Annotated in this window: 13 protein-coding genes; 2 read left to right on the top strand and 11 right to left on the bottom strand. The window is 38.0% G+C overall.

Translation table 11 applies throughout. The features are described 5' to 3' along the window. Window positions 1-2: 2 nt before the first annotated feature. Window positions 3-1142: a transglutaminase-like domain-containing protein gene (locus PBV53_RS06075; protein ID WP_270096266.1), complete on the bottom strand. Its 1140-nt coding sequence runs from the start codon at window positions 1140-1142 to the stop codon at window positions 3-5. 655 nt (window positions 1143-1797) lie between these two features. Here PBV53_RS06075 and PBV53_RS06070 point away from each other — a divergent pair. Beyond that, entirely contained in the window at window positions 1798-2706 is a 909-nt protein-coding gene (locus tag PBV53_RS06070; RefSeq protein WP_270096265.1) for a hypothetical protein, read from the top strand. A 374-nt stretch (window positions 2707-3080) separates the two neighbouring features. Here PBV53_RS06070 and PBV53_RS06065 read toward each other — a convergent pair whose 3' ends face one another. The 6 genes from PBV53_RS06065 to PBV53_RS06040 form a co-directional block, all read right to left on the bottom strand. Then, window positions 3081-3548, bottom strand: coding sequence for a hypothetical protein (locus tag PBV53_RS06065; RefSeq protein WP_270096264.1), 468 nt, complete (start codon window positions 3546-3548; stop codon window positions 3081-3083). Between the two features lie 712 nt (window positions 3549-4260). After that, a complete protein-coding gene (locus tag PBV53_RS06060) occupies window positions 4261-7173 on the bottom strand; it encodes a hypothetical protein (RefSeq protein ID WP_270096263.1) in 2913 nt (970 codons plus the stop codon). 441 nt (window positions 7174-7614) lie between these two features. After that, window positions 7615-7971 (bottom strand): hypothetical protein, encoded by a 357-nt coding sequence (locus PBV53_RS06055; protein WP_270096262.1) that lies wholly within the window; start codon window positions 7969-7971, stop codon window positions 7615-7617. 709 nt (window positions 7972-8680) lie between these two features. Then, on the bottom strand, window positions 8681-10336 hold the full coding sequence (locus PBV53_RS06050) for a site-specific integrase (protein WP_270096261.1): 1656 nt from the start codon (window positions 10334-10336) through the stop codon (window positions 8681-8683). Between the two features lie 71 nt (window positions 10337-10407). Next, on the bottom strand, window positions 10408-11082 hold the full coding sequence (locus PBV53_RS06045) for a DUF7524 family protein (protein ID WP_270096260.1): 675 nt from the start codon (window positions 11080-11082) through the stop codon (window positions 10408-10410). A gap of 20 nt (window positions 11083-11102) precedes the next feature. Beyond that, the gene (locus PBV53_RS06040) at window positions 11103-11285 is read right to left on the bottom strand and encodes a methytransferase partner Trm112 (protein ID WP_270096259.1); all 183 of its coding nucleotides are present in this window, start codon (window positions 11283-11285) and stop codon (window positions 11103-11105) included. Window positions 11286-11427: 142 nt separating this feature from the next. Here PBV53_RS06040 and PBV53_RS06035 point away from each other — a divergent pair, with 142 nt between their 5' ends. Continuing rightward, window positions 11428-12372 (top strand): nucleoside recognition domain-containing protein, encoded by a 945-nt coding sequence (locus PBV53_RS06035; protein WP_270096258.1) that lies wholly within the window; start codon window positions 11428-11430, stop codon window positions 12370-12372. A gap of 47 nt (window positions 12373-12419) precedes the next feature. Here the strand turns inward: PBV53_RS06035 and PBV53_RS06030 are convergent, their stop codons facing one another. From PBV53_RS06030 to fpoL, 4 genes are read right to left on the bottom strand one after another with little or no spacing between them, the layout of a single operon-like run. Then, window positions 12420-12770, bottom strand: a complete 351-nt coding sequence (locus PBV53_RS06030; RefSeq protein ID WP_270096257.1) for a F420H2 dehydrogenase subunit FpoO — start codon at window positions 12768-12770, stop codon at window positions 12420-12422. Between the two features lie 14 nt (window positions 12771-12784). Beyond that, a complete protein-coding gene (gene fpoN / locus PBV53_RS06025) occupies window positions 12785-14227 on the bottom strand; it encodes a F(420)H(2) dehydrogenase subunit N (RefSeq protein WP_270096256.1) in 1443 nt (480 codons plus the stop codon). Window positions 14228-14230: 3 nt separating this feature from the next. Then, on the bottom strand, window positions 14231-15718 hold the full coding sequence (gene fpoM, locus PBV53_RS06020; RefSeq protein WP_270096255.1) for a F(420)H(2) dehydrogenase subunit M: 1488 nt from the start codon (window positions 15716-15718) through the stop codon (window positions 14231-14233). Beyond that, window positions 15718-17715, bottom strand: coding sequence for a F420H2 dehydrogenase subunit FpoL (fpoL, locus tag PBV53_RS06015; RefSeq protein WP_270096254.1), 1998 nt, complete (start codon window positions 17713-17715; stop codon window positions 15718-15720). Before fpoL ends, fpoM begins: the two co-directional genes overlap by 1 nt. Window positions 17716-17717: the final 2 nt, after the last annotated feature.

Raw genomic sequence — 17717 nt, 5'->3', positions numbered from 1 at the left:
AATTACCTCCACTCGCTATATGAGGGGTCTGAAACAACATTATCTCCTCTTGCTTGAACAAGTATTCGATACAGTTCATCTGAATTTACTTTTAAGTCAGTTACTTCGTAAGTTATCGGAATATCAGTTGGTAACTTTGGCAGTTCTTCACTTGTTATGTGGGCATACACCGTATTCTCATCCAATGTTTGTAAAGCAACATATATTTCGACATTGTTTGCTTCTAATGAACCTACATTGGTTACAGTGACAGTAACATCAACGTAATCAGCATTCCCATTACTTCTTACAGTTGCATCAAATGTAGTAAAAAGTTCTGTTTTTTCATAAATTGGCAAAATTTGAGCATCTTCACTTTGGTACTCTTCAGGAATAGCTCCTACATTCCAACCAGTATTTGTTGTCTCTAAGTAGTAATAATTCTCATTATTGTATGTATAATAAGAACCTGATATGTCATCAGACCCCTTTATACCAATAGCTGCATGGCTGGGTAGCGTAATAAATACAACATCATATCCAAGTTCTCTAAGTATTGCTGCTGAGAGTATTGCAGTATCTTCACAATCTCCCCCTCCAAGGTATAAGGTTTCATAAGGAAATCGTGGATATTCATCGTATCCCGAACTAATACTGTCTGAAGTATATGGAAGGGCTTGAACAAAGGATATAGCAAGGTAAGGTATTTCAGAATCTGGCAGTTCCATTGTCATTGTTAAATTATCCAATGAGTTTGCAATGCTTTCAATCAGTTTGTCATCATATGGGTCAGTTATGAATGATGAATAATCCCTATCACGATTGCGATTCGAATAAAAATCATATATGTCGGTGTCATAAGTTGTATAAATTGAACATTCATACGTACGGTATTCCCACTTATAGGTCTTCTCTTGTGTCCGACCAGTATCATCCGGCATCTTAAAATCGAAATCATCAAAAGACCCATATGGTTCGTGAAAGGCAAGTGTCTTTGTAGCCTCTGCAATTGTAGTCATTGTTTCAATGTTGTTTTCATATATTTCAATAGGCTCTTCAGAAAGTTCGCTTAAATAATCTGCTAGCACTGGATACCCAATTGTAAAGAAAGTAAATATGGTGAAAATTGTAATTGATATTAGAACTGCTTTTGCAAAAGACATCAGTACCCAAAATTGCATCATTACTATAAATTTTTTGCGATTTTAATTTAGTATCACATTTTTGATTATAAGTGCATTAAATGATACAACATCTTCTTATCTTCAATCTTTTTTGACTAGATATTGAATCATTGGGATGGAATTTTCACAGGAACAAGTGCATATTCATATATTTCCTTGAATCAACACACAAATGTGAGTAAATGTATGAAATTGTTATAATATCTTGAATTCCATAAATCTATCATAAAACCAAAGAAATGTTGCAACTTTTAAGTAATCAGAATATTATTATTACTAATAAAATTCATTGATTTTGAAATATTATTACTAATAGTAACATCGATGTAAAATTCATTACCATCTATTCATTTTCAGATTCACCTTGGCAGCATATACAAAAAGGCATTGCTGCGACATTATAGTAATGTATATATCAGTTGAAAATTCTAAGTTAATCATATAAAGTTAACTTGAATAATAATTTGAATTTTTGAGATGATATGAAATGGTGAAATTTTCAAAAAACAAAATCTCTTCGAAAGACTGCCAAGTTAAGTCCATAGTTCTACAAGCCCTGTTACCGGCACCATTGAGGTCACGTGACCTCTTTGATGGTATCTCATATGAAAACTATAACTCATTCAAGGTGAGCTTGAATAAATACTGTAAACAAGGATACATTCAAAAGGAAGGCAGGAAGCCATACTATTATTCATTAACGGAAAAAGGCAAGCTCCATGCCCATAACCCATACATCTGCCGTGAAAGGTTTGCAAACAAGCTCGATGTTATTGTTTCCAAATATGGAACTGATATTGGGATGGATGTAGCTGTGAAGTACCTATCAGGTGATGATGATGCCAAACTCCAAATTGAAGAGTATCTAAAATCCATTCAGGACGATAAGCCTGATGTAGTCGAAACTGTTCAGAAGGTCATTGAGGTGATGCCTGTCCCACAGGAAATTGAACCCATTGATGATGAATATGGTGAAGTGCGTGTTCATTCTTATGAGGAGCTATTGAAGGGAAATGAGCTTGCCAATTCTAAAATCACTGAATTGAATGCTGAAATCAACCGCTTACGTAATCAATCACTTAATATGGGCTTGCAGATGCAAAAGCGGACGATAGCTCCAAAGAAACCAGCAAATGCACCACCAAAGTCCCCTGAAAGAAAAGACCCCTCTGTGGACATGATAAAGCGTTTCAATCTTATTAATGACTGGCAAAAGAGGTATTTGAAGAAAATATTTTTTGATAATCTCGGTCATTTCCAGCCGTATATCATTACAGGTTCATCCAATGTGAAAGAGTTGATGATGATGAAGCTGAAGCGGAATGAGATTGTTATTATGGACAAGCGTTCAGCTTCCAGCATGGTCAACAATCGTTTCTGTAGAGAGTTGAATGCGAAAGAGATACTGGAGCAAGCCTTCCACTTGGAATGGCAAAGGGATGGCACATATATAGCCTCTGAAGTGCCTGGGGTTAAGGCATACAGAGTAATGAAAAGGGCTGATTATAGCAAGTGTAGTTCATTGGAAAAGAAAAGGGTTTGAGGGCACTGCCTTCTCCTTCAGTAGATACAGACGACAGTAAGTAGCAGAAGTTCGTGGATGATTGGATGCTTCAAATAGCATCCCTGTCTACAATAGCATCTATCGCATATTCGTCCCATAATTCCACCGTTCATCCTCTATCTGACGATGTTCCTTCGCTTTTACCAAATAAGATTTGTATGAATCATCGTTGAAAATATCGAGATGGCATCTATGTAGGTTAGTAAGATATCTGGAATAATGAGGTCTGAAAAGCTCCAAATAGCAGGGAAGTGATAGACAATAGGTGATTGAGAGAAGGTGATAATTACATCACCTTATCTTTAATGGCTAGATAGAGGCATTTGCTCATTATGGCGATGACATACCATATTTCATTCCATACGCTCCCTATCGTCTTTAAAATGTGCTCGCCTGCGTAAATAGAATGAATAGGTGGAATCGTCAATGATATCGTTTAGAGATATGGGAGGATTCACGAAATCCTTCATTTTTCCCGCAAGCTTCTCTCGCATTGATACTGCATTTAACAGATTGTTTCTATCTTCAATAGTCAACTGAGATTCGAATATTTCATCACATTCCATTGTAGTATATGGTTTGGGAAAGATTTCCTCCATCTTTGATATGATAAAACGATAGGGCGGCAATAAAGATTGTTCATGAAAATCTTCCACGTTAATATCATCTGATACCTTGTCGTAATAATAATAGTTGTAAACACCGTCCACCACATCATTTTTTAACGTATCCATTTTAGATTCCAGTACTTGCATCTTCCCATTAAACTTTTTAATTTTTTCCAGCCCGTGCTTATGTAAAGCTTCATCATAATTCATCATTTTTTTTCACCTTTCTTAATTTTTAATGCTATTTTTATTTTTAAGTAATCCTCACAAATTTTCGCCAATAGCCCCTTACAAAAGGGATAGTATCCAAGAAATTCAAGAGCTAACGCTATCGTTTGTTGGTTACCCATGTAAAAGGAACTATCATGACGATATGCAAATCATATCATATTTAAGTTCACTAAATTTCGCCTCATTGCAACCTTTACGTCCCAAGGTTACAAAATCTTCATTCTCATGATAATATATAAGGTACACTATGTTAGTATATGTGGGGTGAGTTTTTCAGATTTGATAATGATGCTATATCCAGAACTCAACCGCTGACAGAGAATAGCTTTCAGTGGGTCATATTTGATTGTGATTGAAATTTTAGAAGCAAAACTGAGTATGGTATGTTGTATGGTCTGAAGATGCATGAGTAGCTTCTATGTTCTTTCAACGATAGTTGGAAATAAGATATCTTACGTAGCAGAAGTGTTAGTTAATGATGCTGAAGGTCAGGAATTGATGTAAGTGGACGATGGCATCACAACATTACATCGCTCATCCAAGTCTTCAACATCATTCCTGTCCATTCATTTCATAAGATTTCGACCTACTACCCCATCCATGAAAATGGATTCACCTCAGTTTTGGCAAAAGTCCATATATTAGTTACATGGGGTTTTCCTCGAACTCAGGTGAATGTGCAGCATTCATAAACTCAAAATGCTTCATCATCATATGCTTCCAGTTCTGGATATGGCATATCAATTTCATTTATTGACACTGGACAGACCACCATATCATCAAATTCATCTGTAAATGTCCCATTAATCCAAATTTTGGAATCGCTGGAAAATGGCAGAAGAACTTCAACACCTTTTTGTTTCTTGTTCTTGTTCCTTTTCATTATTGCAGATGAACGGACAACTTTTCCATCTCCTTCCACATTAAATCCGGCTTTTTTGATGGCTTCTTTTGCAAATTTATCAATGACACTTGCATCTGTTTCGGTTAACAATATCCAAATTTTGTAGGTATCATTGACCTTTTCAACAAAGGAAGGTATGTCCATTAAAAGGAAAAGACCATGCAATGATGACATTTGATTTTCATCAACTTCCAAGCGTACCCACATCATTTTGTTGGATTTTGACAGGGAATGTGCACTAATAGAAGTTTTTCCGTTGAGATGGTTATGAATATCATCGCTGGTTACATTTATTCCATCAATGGAACTTCCATTTATGGTGTAATCATAACCTTCTGAAATGAAAAATTCATTCAATATTTCGGCTTTATTTAACGACAAAGGACTTTCTTTTTCGATTGCAAATTGATTTTTGAAATTGGAAATCTTTTCTGCAAATGTTGTATCTCCGAAAGTATTCACGTAATTGTTGAACAGAGAGTCTTTATTTGCAATGTAATTCTCTTTGTAATGAAGAATTTTTAATACGCTCTTCTGATGGTTTTCCTCTTCGATAACATTCGGTTTTGTAATGTTATCGGGTTCTGGAATGACATCAATTCTTTTTCCCTTACCAGACTTCGAAGGTTCTGTTACTATTACTTGCTTGTTGACCCCATGTATGGATACATTTTTACAGTTATCAGCACGAACTCCAAAAGTCATTACTATTGATGCTTCTTTGCCTTCAGGGTCTTTGGCACGAGACCAAGCTTGCCAAGTGTCGGCATAGACATGTTCGAAATACAACTGTTTGATAAAATCCGATTGGTTTGCAATCGCCTTATAGAAATGCACAAACAAATCATATGAATCCAGAGGTGAGTATGCTATATCTACTGAAATGAATATCCTTTTACTTGAAGAAACTCCCATTAACTCTGAAGAACGATAATAATATACTTTGTCACCTTTTTCTTCATCAAACTCGCACCCCATTTTCTTAAGTTCTTTTTCAAGCTGACCTGTTTTTATCTTGTTACCTGCAACTATCATACACTTGGAAATACCAAATGTATCAATTAAAAATTTAATTTTATTCAACACATACTTGTTTTTACAAGGATTATCGTCAGGTTCAAATTTCTTTCTATCTGGGAAAATATACATATTCTCATTCGTTTTCTTAGGGTCGCCACCTTCTCCAAATGTAACCAAATTCATTCCATCAAGGTCTTCCCTTTCAGGATGCAAGAGCTTTTCATAGTCATAATATATTGGAGTGGCAGTAGTTATTAGAACAGTCTTCCTTCGTCTGACCAGCTCTCTAATGAAATTTTCAAAAGCCTCAATTTGATAAATTTTTAAAGCAGATATGGTAATATTATTTTTCTTGTTAAAGTTGATGAATATGATTTCAGAAGATACAATATCCACAATTTTGTATAATTGAAGGACTTTATCCATATCAAGTCCAATTTTGTTCCATATGATGTTTTCAATTTCTCTTAAAATCAAACCTGGTGTATCAGATTTTCTATTAATAGGACGGGGATTTTCAAATGTTTCAGTATAATAATCCTTCTTCGATTCAATCTTACCTTTTTCTACTTTTTCCCGTACATATTTTTCTTGATTTGACTCGATTACTTTTAATAACTCATTTATTTCGTTTTGAGTTTTTCCAAAATTTTCTAACATCCCTATAATTTCAGGAAACAATTCTTTATTATTGTCAGATTTCATTATTAAATTATAATCTTCAATGTCAAATTCAGACAAGTTAACTGAAGATATTTTCCCATTGAAAAAGGAATGGAATTCATCAATTATTACAGTTTGAACATCATTGATAATTTTATAAATTGATTTTCTTATAATTTTTGTTTTCCTGAAGTCTTTCTTGTTGTCCTCACTCTTTTCATCATCTTCCTCATCCAAATTAATATGGTCATCTCCATCTCCATCATAGACCAGATTTCCAAATTGTGAAGCCATCATTATAGCTTTGGTATAAGTGATGGTATAGCCGTCACAGGTGGGCTCATCAGGCAAATATTTATTGCTCTCAGTAACTAAGATTTCATTCATTTCACAAGTAAGGACACTATCACATTCTGAGCATTCTTCAGGCAATAGAATGAATGGAAGCTCTTCATATTTTTCGTCATCTAGCTTCATTTCTTGAACATATTTGCATGCCGAATTCGGATGAACATGTTGTATAAGTGCGTCTTTTGAACAGAACTTTTTTGCATCCTGGACGGTACCTTTAGCAATTTTATTGGTTGGTGCTATTAAGAGAAATTTTTCTCCATTTTCAATTGAATTCTTCACAAATGATGTTGTACCGCCTGCTCTTGTTGTCTTTTCAACGAAGAATATATTGTGTTTGTTATCCTCAACAATATTGTATGCATGTACAGAACGTTTGTCAGCTCCATCCTGAAGATACTCTTGTTTATCATCAATTAAATTAGTTTTAAGCGGAATATCTTCATCTTCATCTAAAGTTAAAAAAGATGCATTGCTTGTATAACGAGTGCGTTGTCTCACATATTCCTGTTTCCAAGTATCGTCAATGCATATTTCAATGCGGTTATACTGAATATAATCCTCAACAGCTTTCTTTATTATCTTGTTCTTGTCAGCAGGATTTGCTTTAGCTTTATTGACACCGTTTACCAATGAATTTTTCTTTCTTTCTTCAAAAATGGATGACATCTAATTCTCCTGATTGCACCAGGAACAAAAGCAGGACTTAGTGACAGAACATGAAAGAATGGTTTATATGCTAACCACTTATCAATTATATGGTATATTGTTCTGTCATGGTGGGAAAGGATTCGACAAATTTCCTGCCATTGGCACAATCTTTTATAATTATTTTAGAACATGCATATGTTCTTGTCAAGCTGTGGCAAATTTTGCTTAATCAGCATTGATATATTTGCTTTGTGGGGGGTCATCGTTTTGAATAATGGACAATATAAATCTTATAAAGTATTTTTATCCATCAGTCTCAATATTTATTATCTTTATCAATATAAACTTCAATATATATCGAGAGTACATATTAATAAATACATTTATACCTTTTGGAAAATGAATGGAGCGATACTGAAAAATGTATACTTGCGTATACTTGGAGAAATGTAAAAAAAATTATTCTCGTATTATATATGTTGTCTTTTCAGTTATTATTTTTATTTTTTCTGGAATGCATTTGCTAAATTCTGTATTACCCCCTCTTAGAGCATTTGCTTCTTTCAAGTCGACAATGCGCCTATCCTTTTCAGCTATCTGTGCCGCATGATGCTTGTCCTTTTCAGCTATTTGCAATTCATGATGTTTCTCTTGTGTAGCAAGCTTTTCCATCAGATGTTCCACATCTACATTCTTATCACCCCAAAGATATGCTTCAAGAGCAGATATAGTTGCTTGGGTCTTGTTTTCACCACGACTATCTAATTCGTTATGGATATTTTCAGGGATTTTTACATTTAGTGGCTTACGTTCCATTTTATTTCACCATAAGTTAAATGCATAGTATGAAATATATACTATTGTGTATACTTGCGTATACTTGTAGCACTTAAAAAAGCAGAACTGTAATTAATTTAGATAAAGATACAAGTTTTTATGATAAATAAAACCCATATTCTTCATTGATACAGTTAGTAGGGTTTTGCATAGAAATGTTGAATTTGGCAAAAACTTTTAGAGGTCGCAAAACCCTAATACAACTAGGAATTGCTTATATATAATCGTTCTTATTAAAATCAAATTCCTTCACAACGATGCGTTTTCACGATATTGGAAATATAGATTTAGAGCCATTCTAAGAAGAGTTGTTTTTAAATGAGTATTGATACATATATTAGATTCAAAGTCGATGGTGAAAGGATATGGGCTGTATGGAGTGTGTGACAGCCCATCTTATGGGCATGAAAGATTGGGTTCACCAATAGTAAGAAAACCGTTATAACCCATGTCAGAGCAACTATATTTAGTAACATATTATTAATATTTGCTATGTTTGAAGGGCTTTACCATCCCTATCATTTTCAATCGAATCTCTTACAACCTCGTTTTAAGAGCTTCTAATTTTCAAATGTGTATATGTATTAATTACAGGAATGAAGGTCATGATGGAAGCGTGTGGCTCATATGAGCAGTCATGTGGTCATAAATTGATTCGTAAAAAAAGAGGAAATACGAAAATCAATTTTCATTCAAATTCCTTCAACTGCTCCTGCAATGAATTGATTTGTTCAGAATATTTCGTTTTTATTTCAGCCATTCTTTCATTGTTGACCTCAATACTTCTATTATTGTTCTCAATATTGAATCTCAATTGAGCTTTATCCATCAGCTTCTTCTCACTGTCACTAGGAACGCCCTCACTCAATGATTCCACCAATTCCGCACATTCCTCTTCAAAGTGTTCGTTCTCTCTCTCAGAGTTCTTAATTTGAATATCATATGGTTGCAGTTCCATCTCCATCTTCAAGTTGAACATGTCAATCTGCCTTTCGATTTGGTTTTTAAGTTCAAATTGTTTGAAACCAGCTTTATTTTGTTTTTGAAGCTCTTCGTTTTGCCTTTGCATATCCTCATATCTAGTTGAGAGGTCAAGTTCACGGTTCTTATATTTTTCAAGTTCATATTTTGATGTTATAGCTAAAAATGACATTGATTTGAGGTATTGAGCCTTACTAACATCATATTTTCTTTCATCATAAAATTCTGACGTACCAACCGAATGACCAATCCAATATTCTTTCCAAATATGGTCACATGGACTATCCAAAAGTGACGATGAGAAGAAACCTCTTAAATTATTTGCTCTAAAAATACCATAATACTTTTTCTCACCTAATTCATTATGTTTGTTTGAAAGACATGCATGTTTTTCAGCATTCCTGTATGCCTTAGAAAGAGAACCCTCTTTAAATTGTCTAAAATGAACATCAACTATGACTTTCTTTTCATCATTCATTTTTTTAATGACATGATATTTTTCAGAATAATCGTCTTCGGATTCATTGATGTAATTTAAAAAATCATTACTATCAAGTTGTTTAGCAAATAAAATATCATCATCTGAATAGATTTTACGTTTCAAATAATCATTATATTCTTTAGTACCTTTTTCAGCAATCGGTTTATGGTTTCGCCATTCAATATATTCGTTAATATAATCACAACATTCAGACGATAACCATGTATGCCGTTTTACGCTTGTCTTTGGGCGTGGGCTTTCGGCAATGAAGCAGACATTATCTTTCTCATCATAACCATCTTTGAAAGTTGATACGGTTAGCCTGACTACTTCATCTCTACCCATACCTGATGATGTTTGGACTAGACAAATGCATTTATCACGTAGGCTCAAATTTTCAAAGCATTTCAAAATTTCATCTTTACTTAAATTATAAACATTTTTTTCATCAGGATATTTAGATTGGATAGTATATTTCTTAGAATTGATAGTTATTTTATTGGTATAGTAAAAGTCTTTGACCCCTTGCATATAATTATTAACGGTTTTAGGTCTGTAATTATCTATCAAAAAATCAAAAAATTCAGAAAGGTAAGTGTCAAGGGTTTCATCAAAACCATACATGGTATTACTAATTAGCTCATCTTTTGCTTCCATTATGAGCATCTCACCAGTAACATCTTCAAGACCATCAAAATTAGTTCTTAAATGATTGATATAATATGCAAAACCTCTTTTATAATTTTCAACAGAGGATTTTGCAATTTGCCCTTGTTCGACCTTTTTATCACTTATTCTCTCTTTAACCCACTTATTTACCGCTTTATCGGATTTTAGTTCATTGAATAGTGTCGCCACTGTGCCTTTTATGATGAGATTCATGATTAAAAGTCTCCTTTCATGTGTACCATATGTAACACATCATATATTTCATATGGACTCAACTACCTCAATTACTTTTTCAACGCTGGAAGTTTGATGAACAGATATGCCATCAGTGAAGTGAACAATATAGATAATGCTACGGCGGGATAAAAGCCGATATCAATGCTGTAACTCGTATCGCCTGAAGGTAATGAAAGTATCAACATGTAGATAAGAGCTACGATAACAATGGATGACAATACAACGATTATATGTTTTATATTAATTGACTGGTCAAAAGATGAAAGGAGCGTTGAAAACCTGTCTGAGAACTGCATATTGAGATCGTTCTTCCTTTGAACCGGAATTGCCTTCGAGGGTAACGAGAGACTTTCATCGATGTCAATTGGAGCAAGACCATCACCGGACCCTGAACCACCTATGCTCACAGAAAAGCTTTCGGTCTTTGAACCATAACCAACTGTGACTGCCACTTTGCCTTTGTTCACCAGACGACCATCATAAGGTATCCTTGCAATGACCGGAATATATTCTTCGTGTGAAACGTAAGGGTTGTCTTCAAGAAATGTCAGGTTGTCATAGAGATCGTCACTTGCAGACAGATGAACATGCGTTGGAGAGCCATAGTTGATTATCACTATCTCAAAGCTTTGTTCACCACCAGGAGACAGGGGTATATCCAATATATCTGTTTCAAATTCAATGGAATTAACACCAAGACGGTTAATGTGTACCTGCTGCAAGAATTCAACCTCAGTTTATATTATTCCCGCAATTCTGGCGGGAGCATGTTAGGAATCCCATCCGTGATCGGGTAATATTCATTACATTTTGAACAATAAAGAGTTCCTGAAATGATCTCTTTCTCATCTTCTTTGGTAATATTCAGAACAAGGTCACCTTTGCATATAGGGCACGCCAGAATATTCATGAGATCTTTCTTCATTTAATTTCACCAGACAAAAGAGCATTACAATTCATATCAAGGTTTTGGTTTTAAATTATCCATTATGATGCTACCTGATACCTGCAATTAGTAGAAACCATTGTAGATAAACTTAATTTACATCTTCTATAATCATACATATATGTTCGATCTACTCACCAGGGTTCTTGATTTTGCACTTCCGGTCATCATCACAATTTTCATTGGTCTTTTCGGGACAGGTGTTCTAATTGAAATGGGACTCATGCAAAAGTTTTCCCGTTTCACAGAACCCATTTTCAAACATACCCATCTCCCACAGTCCTGTGCATCCGCATTCATGGTATCCCTCGGATCCACAGTAGCTGCAAATAGTATGGTAATGAAAGTGAAGGATGAAGGGTGTATTGACGATCGTGAAACGATGTTATGCGCGATCCTGAACAGTACACCTGCCTATATAAGAGAGATATTGACCTACCAGATCCCGATCGTCCTTCCCGCACTCGGCCCTATTGTTGGTGGATTCTACGTACTCGTGTTCATTATCAGTGCGTTGGTGAAAATTAGTGTTGTAATGATCCTGAGCAGACTCTGGTTCAAGGAACATAACTGTCCATTAATAGAACCTGAAAAGAAAGAGAGACCAAAATTAAAAGAGGCTATTCGAAAAGCATTCAACAGACAAAAGAGACTTTTCACTAAAATAGCCATCATTTACCTTACGATGACCACACTTGTCTTCGCTTTGAGGGAAAGAGGTGCATTCGAGACACTCAACGTACTGCCACTGGCAGATATATTTGGGATCCCGGCAGAGAGCATAATTCCCCTTACTACCTATGTGGCAAGCCCGATAATTGGAATATCATTACTGGGACCACTGATAAGTGACGGTGGGATAACATATCTTCAGGCAATGATAGTGCTCATGCTTGGAAGTATGTTCATGCTACCCATACTAAGCATCAGGTCGATCCTCCCACGTTATGTATCCATATTCGGACCTAAGGTAGGTTTTAGGATAGTGGCGTTCTCCACAGGAATGAGCATGGCGATAAGGTTCATCATTTTGATAATACTGTTATCAATAGCGAAAATGCAATGAGATCAAAAAAAAGAAAAAAAAGGAAAGGTCAGTATTAGTACTGACCTTCAGTGATGTTCACCACACAGTTCATCCTTTTTCTCAAAAGATTCACTGGATTCTTCAAGGCATTTCAGGCATATCTTTCTTGTTTTGATAATAGACCCTTTTGAAAATGAGGGGACATTTACCCCTACATCTTGCAACTGGGTCTTTGTACCACAAAGATCACATTTTCCAAATGTGCCTGCAGCCACTTTTTCGCTAGATTCGTCATAGGCCTTTTTAGCAGCAGCCAGACAGCCGCCACAAAGACCTTTCCATACACCTTCAGGGTAGGATTGCTCAAACCTTGGTGAGAATACCCTTACAGGACATACGGTTGGAATCGATACTCCGCAAAGATCACAATCTGCCATATCTTATTCCTCCATTAGATCAATACACTTGCGGCTTCCATTGCCATATTTACGAAAGGCTCTGGCCAGATACCTATTACCAATACCCCTGCAACTGCAAGAAGCAGTGCAACGACGTATGGAAGTGGTTCTGAGACCCTATCTCCAACAGTTGGTTTTGCATACATGTACCTGACAACCCTTGCATAGTAGTACAGTGAAAGTGCGCTGTTAAGAATAGCGATCACTGCGAGCCATACAAGACCTGACTGGATAGTTGATGAGAACAAAATGAACTTGCTCATGTAACCTGCTGTTGGTGGGATACCGGACAGTGCGAATACGAACACGGTCATACTGAGAGCAGTTATTGGCATTCTTCTGCCAAGACCCTTGAAGTTGTCAAGATGGTCAGCATTTAGAATGTCCTTGTTCTCTGATGTTACCATGTAGACCACAGCTGCTGTTGCAATGAAAGCTCCTGCTTTCATGAAACCGTGTGATAATGCATAGAGGATACCACCAGTTAATGCCATAGGGGTCATGACCACAAATGCCATTGTGATGTATCCTGCCTGTGCAAGAGACGAGTAAGCAAGCATGCGTTTTACACTTGTCTGGGACAGAGCAACGATGTTACCATAGGTCATTGTCAGGACTGCGAGGATCGCAAAAGCGATCTGCCAGTCTGCCTGAAGGGCAATGAGAGCTCCTATGAACACTTTGAACGCTGCGATGATACCCATCTTCTTGGAACCTGCTGCCAGAAGCGCAGACACAAGAGAAGGTGCTCCCTGATAAGTGTCAGGTGCCCACATGTGGAATGGCACGAGAGCTATCTTGAAACCGAATCCTGCGATAAGCAGTACAAGGGAAAGAATACCCATTGGACTGTTAAGCAGAAGATCGATGTTCTGAGCAATTCCCTCAATGTTTGTAGTGCCTGTTGCACCATAAACATATCCGATACCAAGCAGCAACAGAGCAGCTGAAAGGGAACCTATGATGAAGTACTTCATTGAAGCTTCAATGGAAGCAGGGTTCTTTTTCTCGAAACCTGCAAGAGCATAGGTTGCAAGACTTGCTAGTTCGAATGCAACGAACAGGACCATGAGGTCATTCGCAGATGCTACCATCATCATACCGATGGTCGCGAAGAGCACCAGTACATAGTATTCATCTGCATGGTCGTTGCCATCAGTGTATTTTACGGATGCAATACACACAAGGGTCGTAACTGTAAGGAACACTATCTTAAAGAACTGCGATAGTGCATCGATGCTCAGTGAGTTCGAAAACATCACTGCAGTAGTACCAAAGCTGCTGATGGTCAGCAGCATGGCAACGAGACAACCAAGTGTTGCTATGTATCCGAGTATTTTCTTAGACTGGGCTGACAGGAAAAGACCTGCCAAAAGCACGATCAAACCTGTTACCAGGATTGTGATCTCAGGTGCAAGTAACATTAGATCCACCATTGCTTAGACCCCCATTACAGCCATCAGGCTGACAATATGTTCTGAATTCGTTATCATCATATCCAGCACCGGACTTGGGTTCAATCCAAAGTACAGTACGAGAAGGGCAATGATCCCCATGGAGAACGTCTGTAAGGACGAAATATCCACGATATCACCAAGCTTTTCATTGAAAGGACCAAACATTGCCCTTTGCAATGCCCACAGGTGATATGCTGCTGTAATTACAATAGCCAGCAGAGCGATCATCACGTAGATAGGCAAGTTAATGAAACTGAATGTCAACACAAGGAACTCTGCGATGAAACCGGTAAGTCCCGGTAATCCAAGTGAAGCCATGAAACCGAGTACCATGATCACTGTGAGCTTAGGCATCTTCTGTGCAAGCCCACCAAGATTATTGATGATACTTGTACCAGTTTTGGTCTGTATCACACCACATGACATGAACATAATGCTCATTATCAAACCGTGTGAGAACTGCTGGAACATTGCACCGGATATTGAAAGGCTCACAAGACCAGCAGCACCAAGGGTTACGTATCCCATGTGGCTGATACTGGAATATGCGATCATTCTCTTGAGGTCCTTCTGTGCGAGTGCAAGGAATGCACCGTAAATAATGCTTATTGCACCAAGAGCTCCCATGATAGTTATCATAAGGCTTGGAGTTGCTGTGAATGGCAACATTGGAAGCATTACCCTGAACAGACCATACCCACCGATCTTGAGCAATATAAAGAGCACACTGCCTGCGGTAGGTGCTTCGGAATATGCATCAGGTAACCAGGAATGGAATGGCACTACAGGCGTCTTCACAATGAAACCGAACAGCAATGCAAGGAAGATCGCATCCCTGGCAATTTCGGATTCCAAGAACTGGAACTGACCTATCAGGTAAGCCATATCCATATTTGGAACTCCGTTAAGAGACCATGCGTTATAGTACAATCCAAAGATACCCAAAAGCATCACAAGAGATGCTACGTGAGTGTAAATGAAGAACTTGATAGCTGCATGTTTCTTTTTGGCTCCTCCCCATATATTGACCATGAAGAACAATGGTACGAGGGTAAGCTCCCAGAATACGTAGAACAGGAAGAAGTCAAGTGATATGAAAACACCGATGACTGCACCCTGCATTGCAAGGATCAGAGCATAGAACCTGTTAGGTGCTGCTCTGACATCATTCCAGGTGTAGATGATCAACAGTGGAATGACTATTGCATTGAGCAATATAAGAGGCATGGAAACACCATCGACACCAAGGTGATAGGTGATACCCAATGAAGGGATCCAGTTAGCCGCTTCTTCGAACTGCATTGCTGCAGATGTACTATCGAAAGAGAAGTACATGTACATTGTCAGGACCAGGGTAATAAGAGTACCCACTAATGCAGATATCCTTGCCTGCTCCTTTGTTTTTGTAAAGAATGTTACGGCTGAGAACAAAATTGGGATCAGCACGATCAAAGATAATATTGGTAACATTAGAAGACCTCCATGATCAGCTTGACCAATATTACCAGTAGTCCGACTCCTGCAACAACTGCTGCTGCATAATCCTGTATAACTCCGGTCTGGAATTTCCTGAGGGAGTCTCCTGCCTCAATAAGGAAGGTACTGGTTCCGTTGACAAGCCAATCCAGCATCTTGTCTGAATAGAAGCTTGCAAGTGCAAGACCTTCATAGATGATCTTTACGGAAAAGATCTCAACAAATATCTGATGCTGATAATATCTGTTATAGAGCAACTTGTAAACAGGATTTTCACTTGATACGATCCTGCTCATGTCAATGACCCTCTTGTTGTAGATCAGATAAGCGATCACAAGACCTGCAACTGCTACGATCAGAGGCATCCAGAGGATAAGAAGTGGTTCATGCCCATGAGGACCAAGATGATAGCCACCGAGTTCTGCAAGTGCATTCATATCAAGATGTTCAAAGTTCGATTCAATGAACTTCATGAACGTACCTCTAGTGAGTGCACCGAAGATCACAGCGAGGACACCAAGTATCGCCAATGGAATTGTCATTGATGATGGGGACTCGTGGCCGCCATAATCGGTCCTTGGTTTTCCTGTAAAGGTCATGAAGATCAACCTGAAGATATACAGGGAGGTCAGGAATGCTGCTGTTATAGCGAACAGGTATGGCATCCAATTACCGGTCTCTGTTGCGAACACGTATGCATATTCGATTATCGGATCCTTACTGAGGAAACCACTGAAACCAATGCTGGTGCCAGGAATACCAAAACCTGCCAATGCAAGTGCTGCTGCGGTCATTGTAGCGAATGTTATAGGCATTACTTTACCTACACCACCAAGCTGCCTCATGTCATGCGTACCTACAGCGTGAATAACACTTCCTGCACAGAGGAAGAGCAATGCCTTGAAGAATGCATGGTTGATGAGGTGGAACATTGAAACTCCAACAGCCTCTGCACCAATAACTGCACCAAGACCAAGACCAAGCACCATGTAACCAAGCTGGCTGATAGTCGAGAAAGCAAGAACTCTCTTAAGATCGTTCATTACTATACCCATTGTTGCTGCGAACAGTGCAGTGAAAGCACCGAGCATTGCAACGACCATCAAAGTACCAGGTGCTGCAAGGAACATTGGGAACGTACGTGCTACAAGATAGACACCAGCTGTAACCATTGTTGCTGCGTGGATAAGTGCTGAAACGGTAGTTGGACCTTCCATTGCATCAGGAAGCCACACATGTAGTGGGAACTGACCTGACTTACCAACCGCACCACCGAAGAACAACAGTGTTACAATGGTCAAATGACTTACTTCCATACCAAGGATCGTTGAGTTGATCGCAACGAGTTCAGGTATGAACTTGAATATCTCTTCGAACTGAAGGAGATAAACGCCTTCTGGAAGCTTGCCTTCGAGTATTGCAAATATGTCTGCGAAAAGCAGAACGATACCTGCAAGGAACATGACATCTCCGATCCTGGTGGTCAAAAACGCCTTCTTTGCTGCTGAAGCAGCTCCAGGCTTGTGGAACCAGAATCCGATAAGCAGGTATGAGCTAAGACCAACAAGTTCCCAGCAAACGAACAGCTGAAGAATGTTGTCTGAAAGGATAAGACCAAGCATAGCTGCTGTGAAAAGTGCGGTCTCTGCAAAGTAACGTGGCTTTGCAGGGTCATGTGACATGTAACCCACAGCATAGATGTGGATGAGCAAGCTCACAAAAGAGACCATTGAAAGCATTACCGCTGCAAGCGGATCGATCAATATTCCGAGATTGAGTATTGCAAACCAGTGAACAGATTGTGTTACAACATGTCCGGGGTTAGCTAACAGACCTGCTGTGATCGAAAGAGAGATCACACAGGATATCGCGATTGCAATGATCGGAATAATTGCACCACCGGATGGCAACTTCTTCCCAAGGAAAAAAGTCAGCACAAAGGCGAGTGCAGGGAGTAGTGGTATTAAAAATGCAAGATTTTCCATTGCCATTT

It is taken from the genome of Methanococcoides alaskense, assembly GCF_027594145.1.
In the GTDB taxonomy this organism is placed as follows: domain Archaea; phylum Halobacteriota; class Methanosarcinia; order Methanosarcinales; family Methanosarcinaceae; genus Methanococcoides; species Methanococcoides alaskense.
The sequence above is the reverse complement of the archived record's forward strand: the minus strand, read 5'-3'. Positions and strand labels throughout refer to the sequence as shown.

Excerpts from the sequence above, each read along its gene's own strand:
- PBV53_RS06035 (WP_270096258.1), top strand. The coding sequence starts at position 11,428 with ATGTTCGATCTACTCACCAGGGTTCTTGATTTTGCACTTCCGGTCATC.
- PBV53_RS06060 (WP_270096263.1), bottom strand. The coding sequence starts at position 7,173 with ATGTCATCCATTTTTGAAGAAAGAAAGAAAAATTCATTGGTAAACGGT.
- fpoN (WP_270096256.1), bottom strand. The coding sequence starts at position 14,227 with ATGGTGGATCTAATGTTACTTGCACCTGAGATCACAATCCTGGTAACA.
- fpoL (WP_270096254.1), bottom strand. The coding sequence starts at position 17,715 with ATGGCAATGGAAAATCTTGCATTTTTAATACCACTACTCCCTGCACTC.
- fpoM (WP_270096255.1), bottom strand. The coding sequence starts at position 15,718 with ATGTTACCAATATTATCTTTGATCGTGCTGATCCCAATTTTGTTCTCA.
- PBV53_RS06065 (WP_270096264.1), bottom strand. The coding sequence starts at position 3,548 with ATGATGAATTATGATGAAGCTTTACATAAGCACGGGCTGGAAAAAATT.
- PBV53_RS06075 (WP_270096266.1), bottom strand. The coding sequence starts at position 1,142 with ATGTCTTTTGCAAAAGCAGTTCTAATATCAATTACAATTTTCACCATA.
- PBV53_RS06055 (WP_270096262.1), bottom strand. The coding sequence starts at position 7,971 with ATGGAACGTAAGCCACTAAATGTAAAAATCCCTGAAAATATCCATAAC.
- PBV53_RS06030 (WP_270096257.1), bottom strand. The coding sequence starts at position 12,770 with ATGGCAGATTGTGATCTTTGCGGAGTATCGATTCCAACCGTATGTCCT.
- PBV53_RS06040 (WP_270096259.1), bottom strand. The coding sequence starts at position 11,285 with ATGAAGAAAGATCTCATGAATATTCTGGCGTGCCCTATATGCAAAGGT.
- PBV53_RS06050 (WP_270096261.1), bottom strand. The coding sequence starts at position 10,336 with ATGAATCTCATCATAAAAGGCACAGTGGCGACACTATTCAATGAACTA.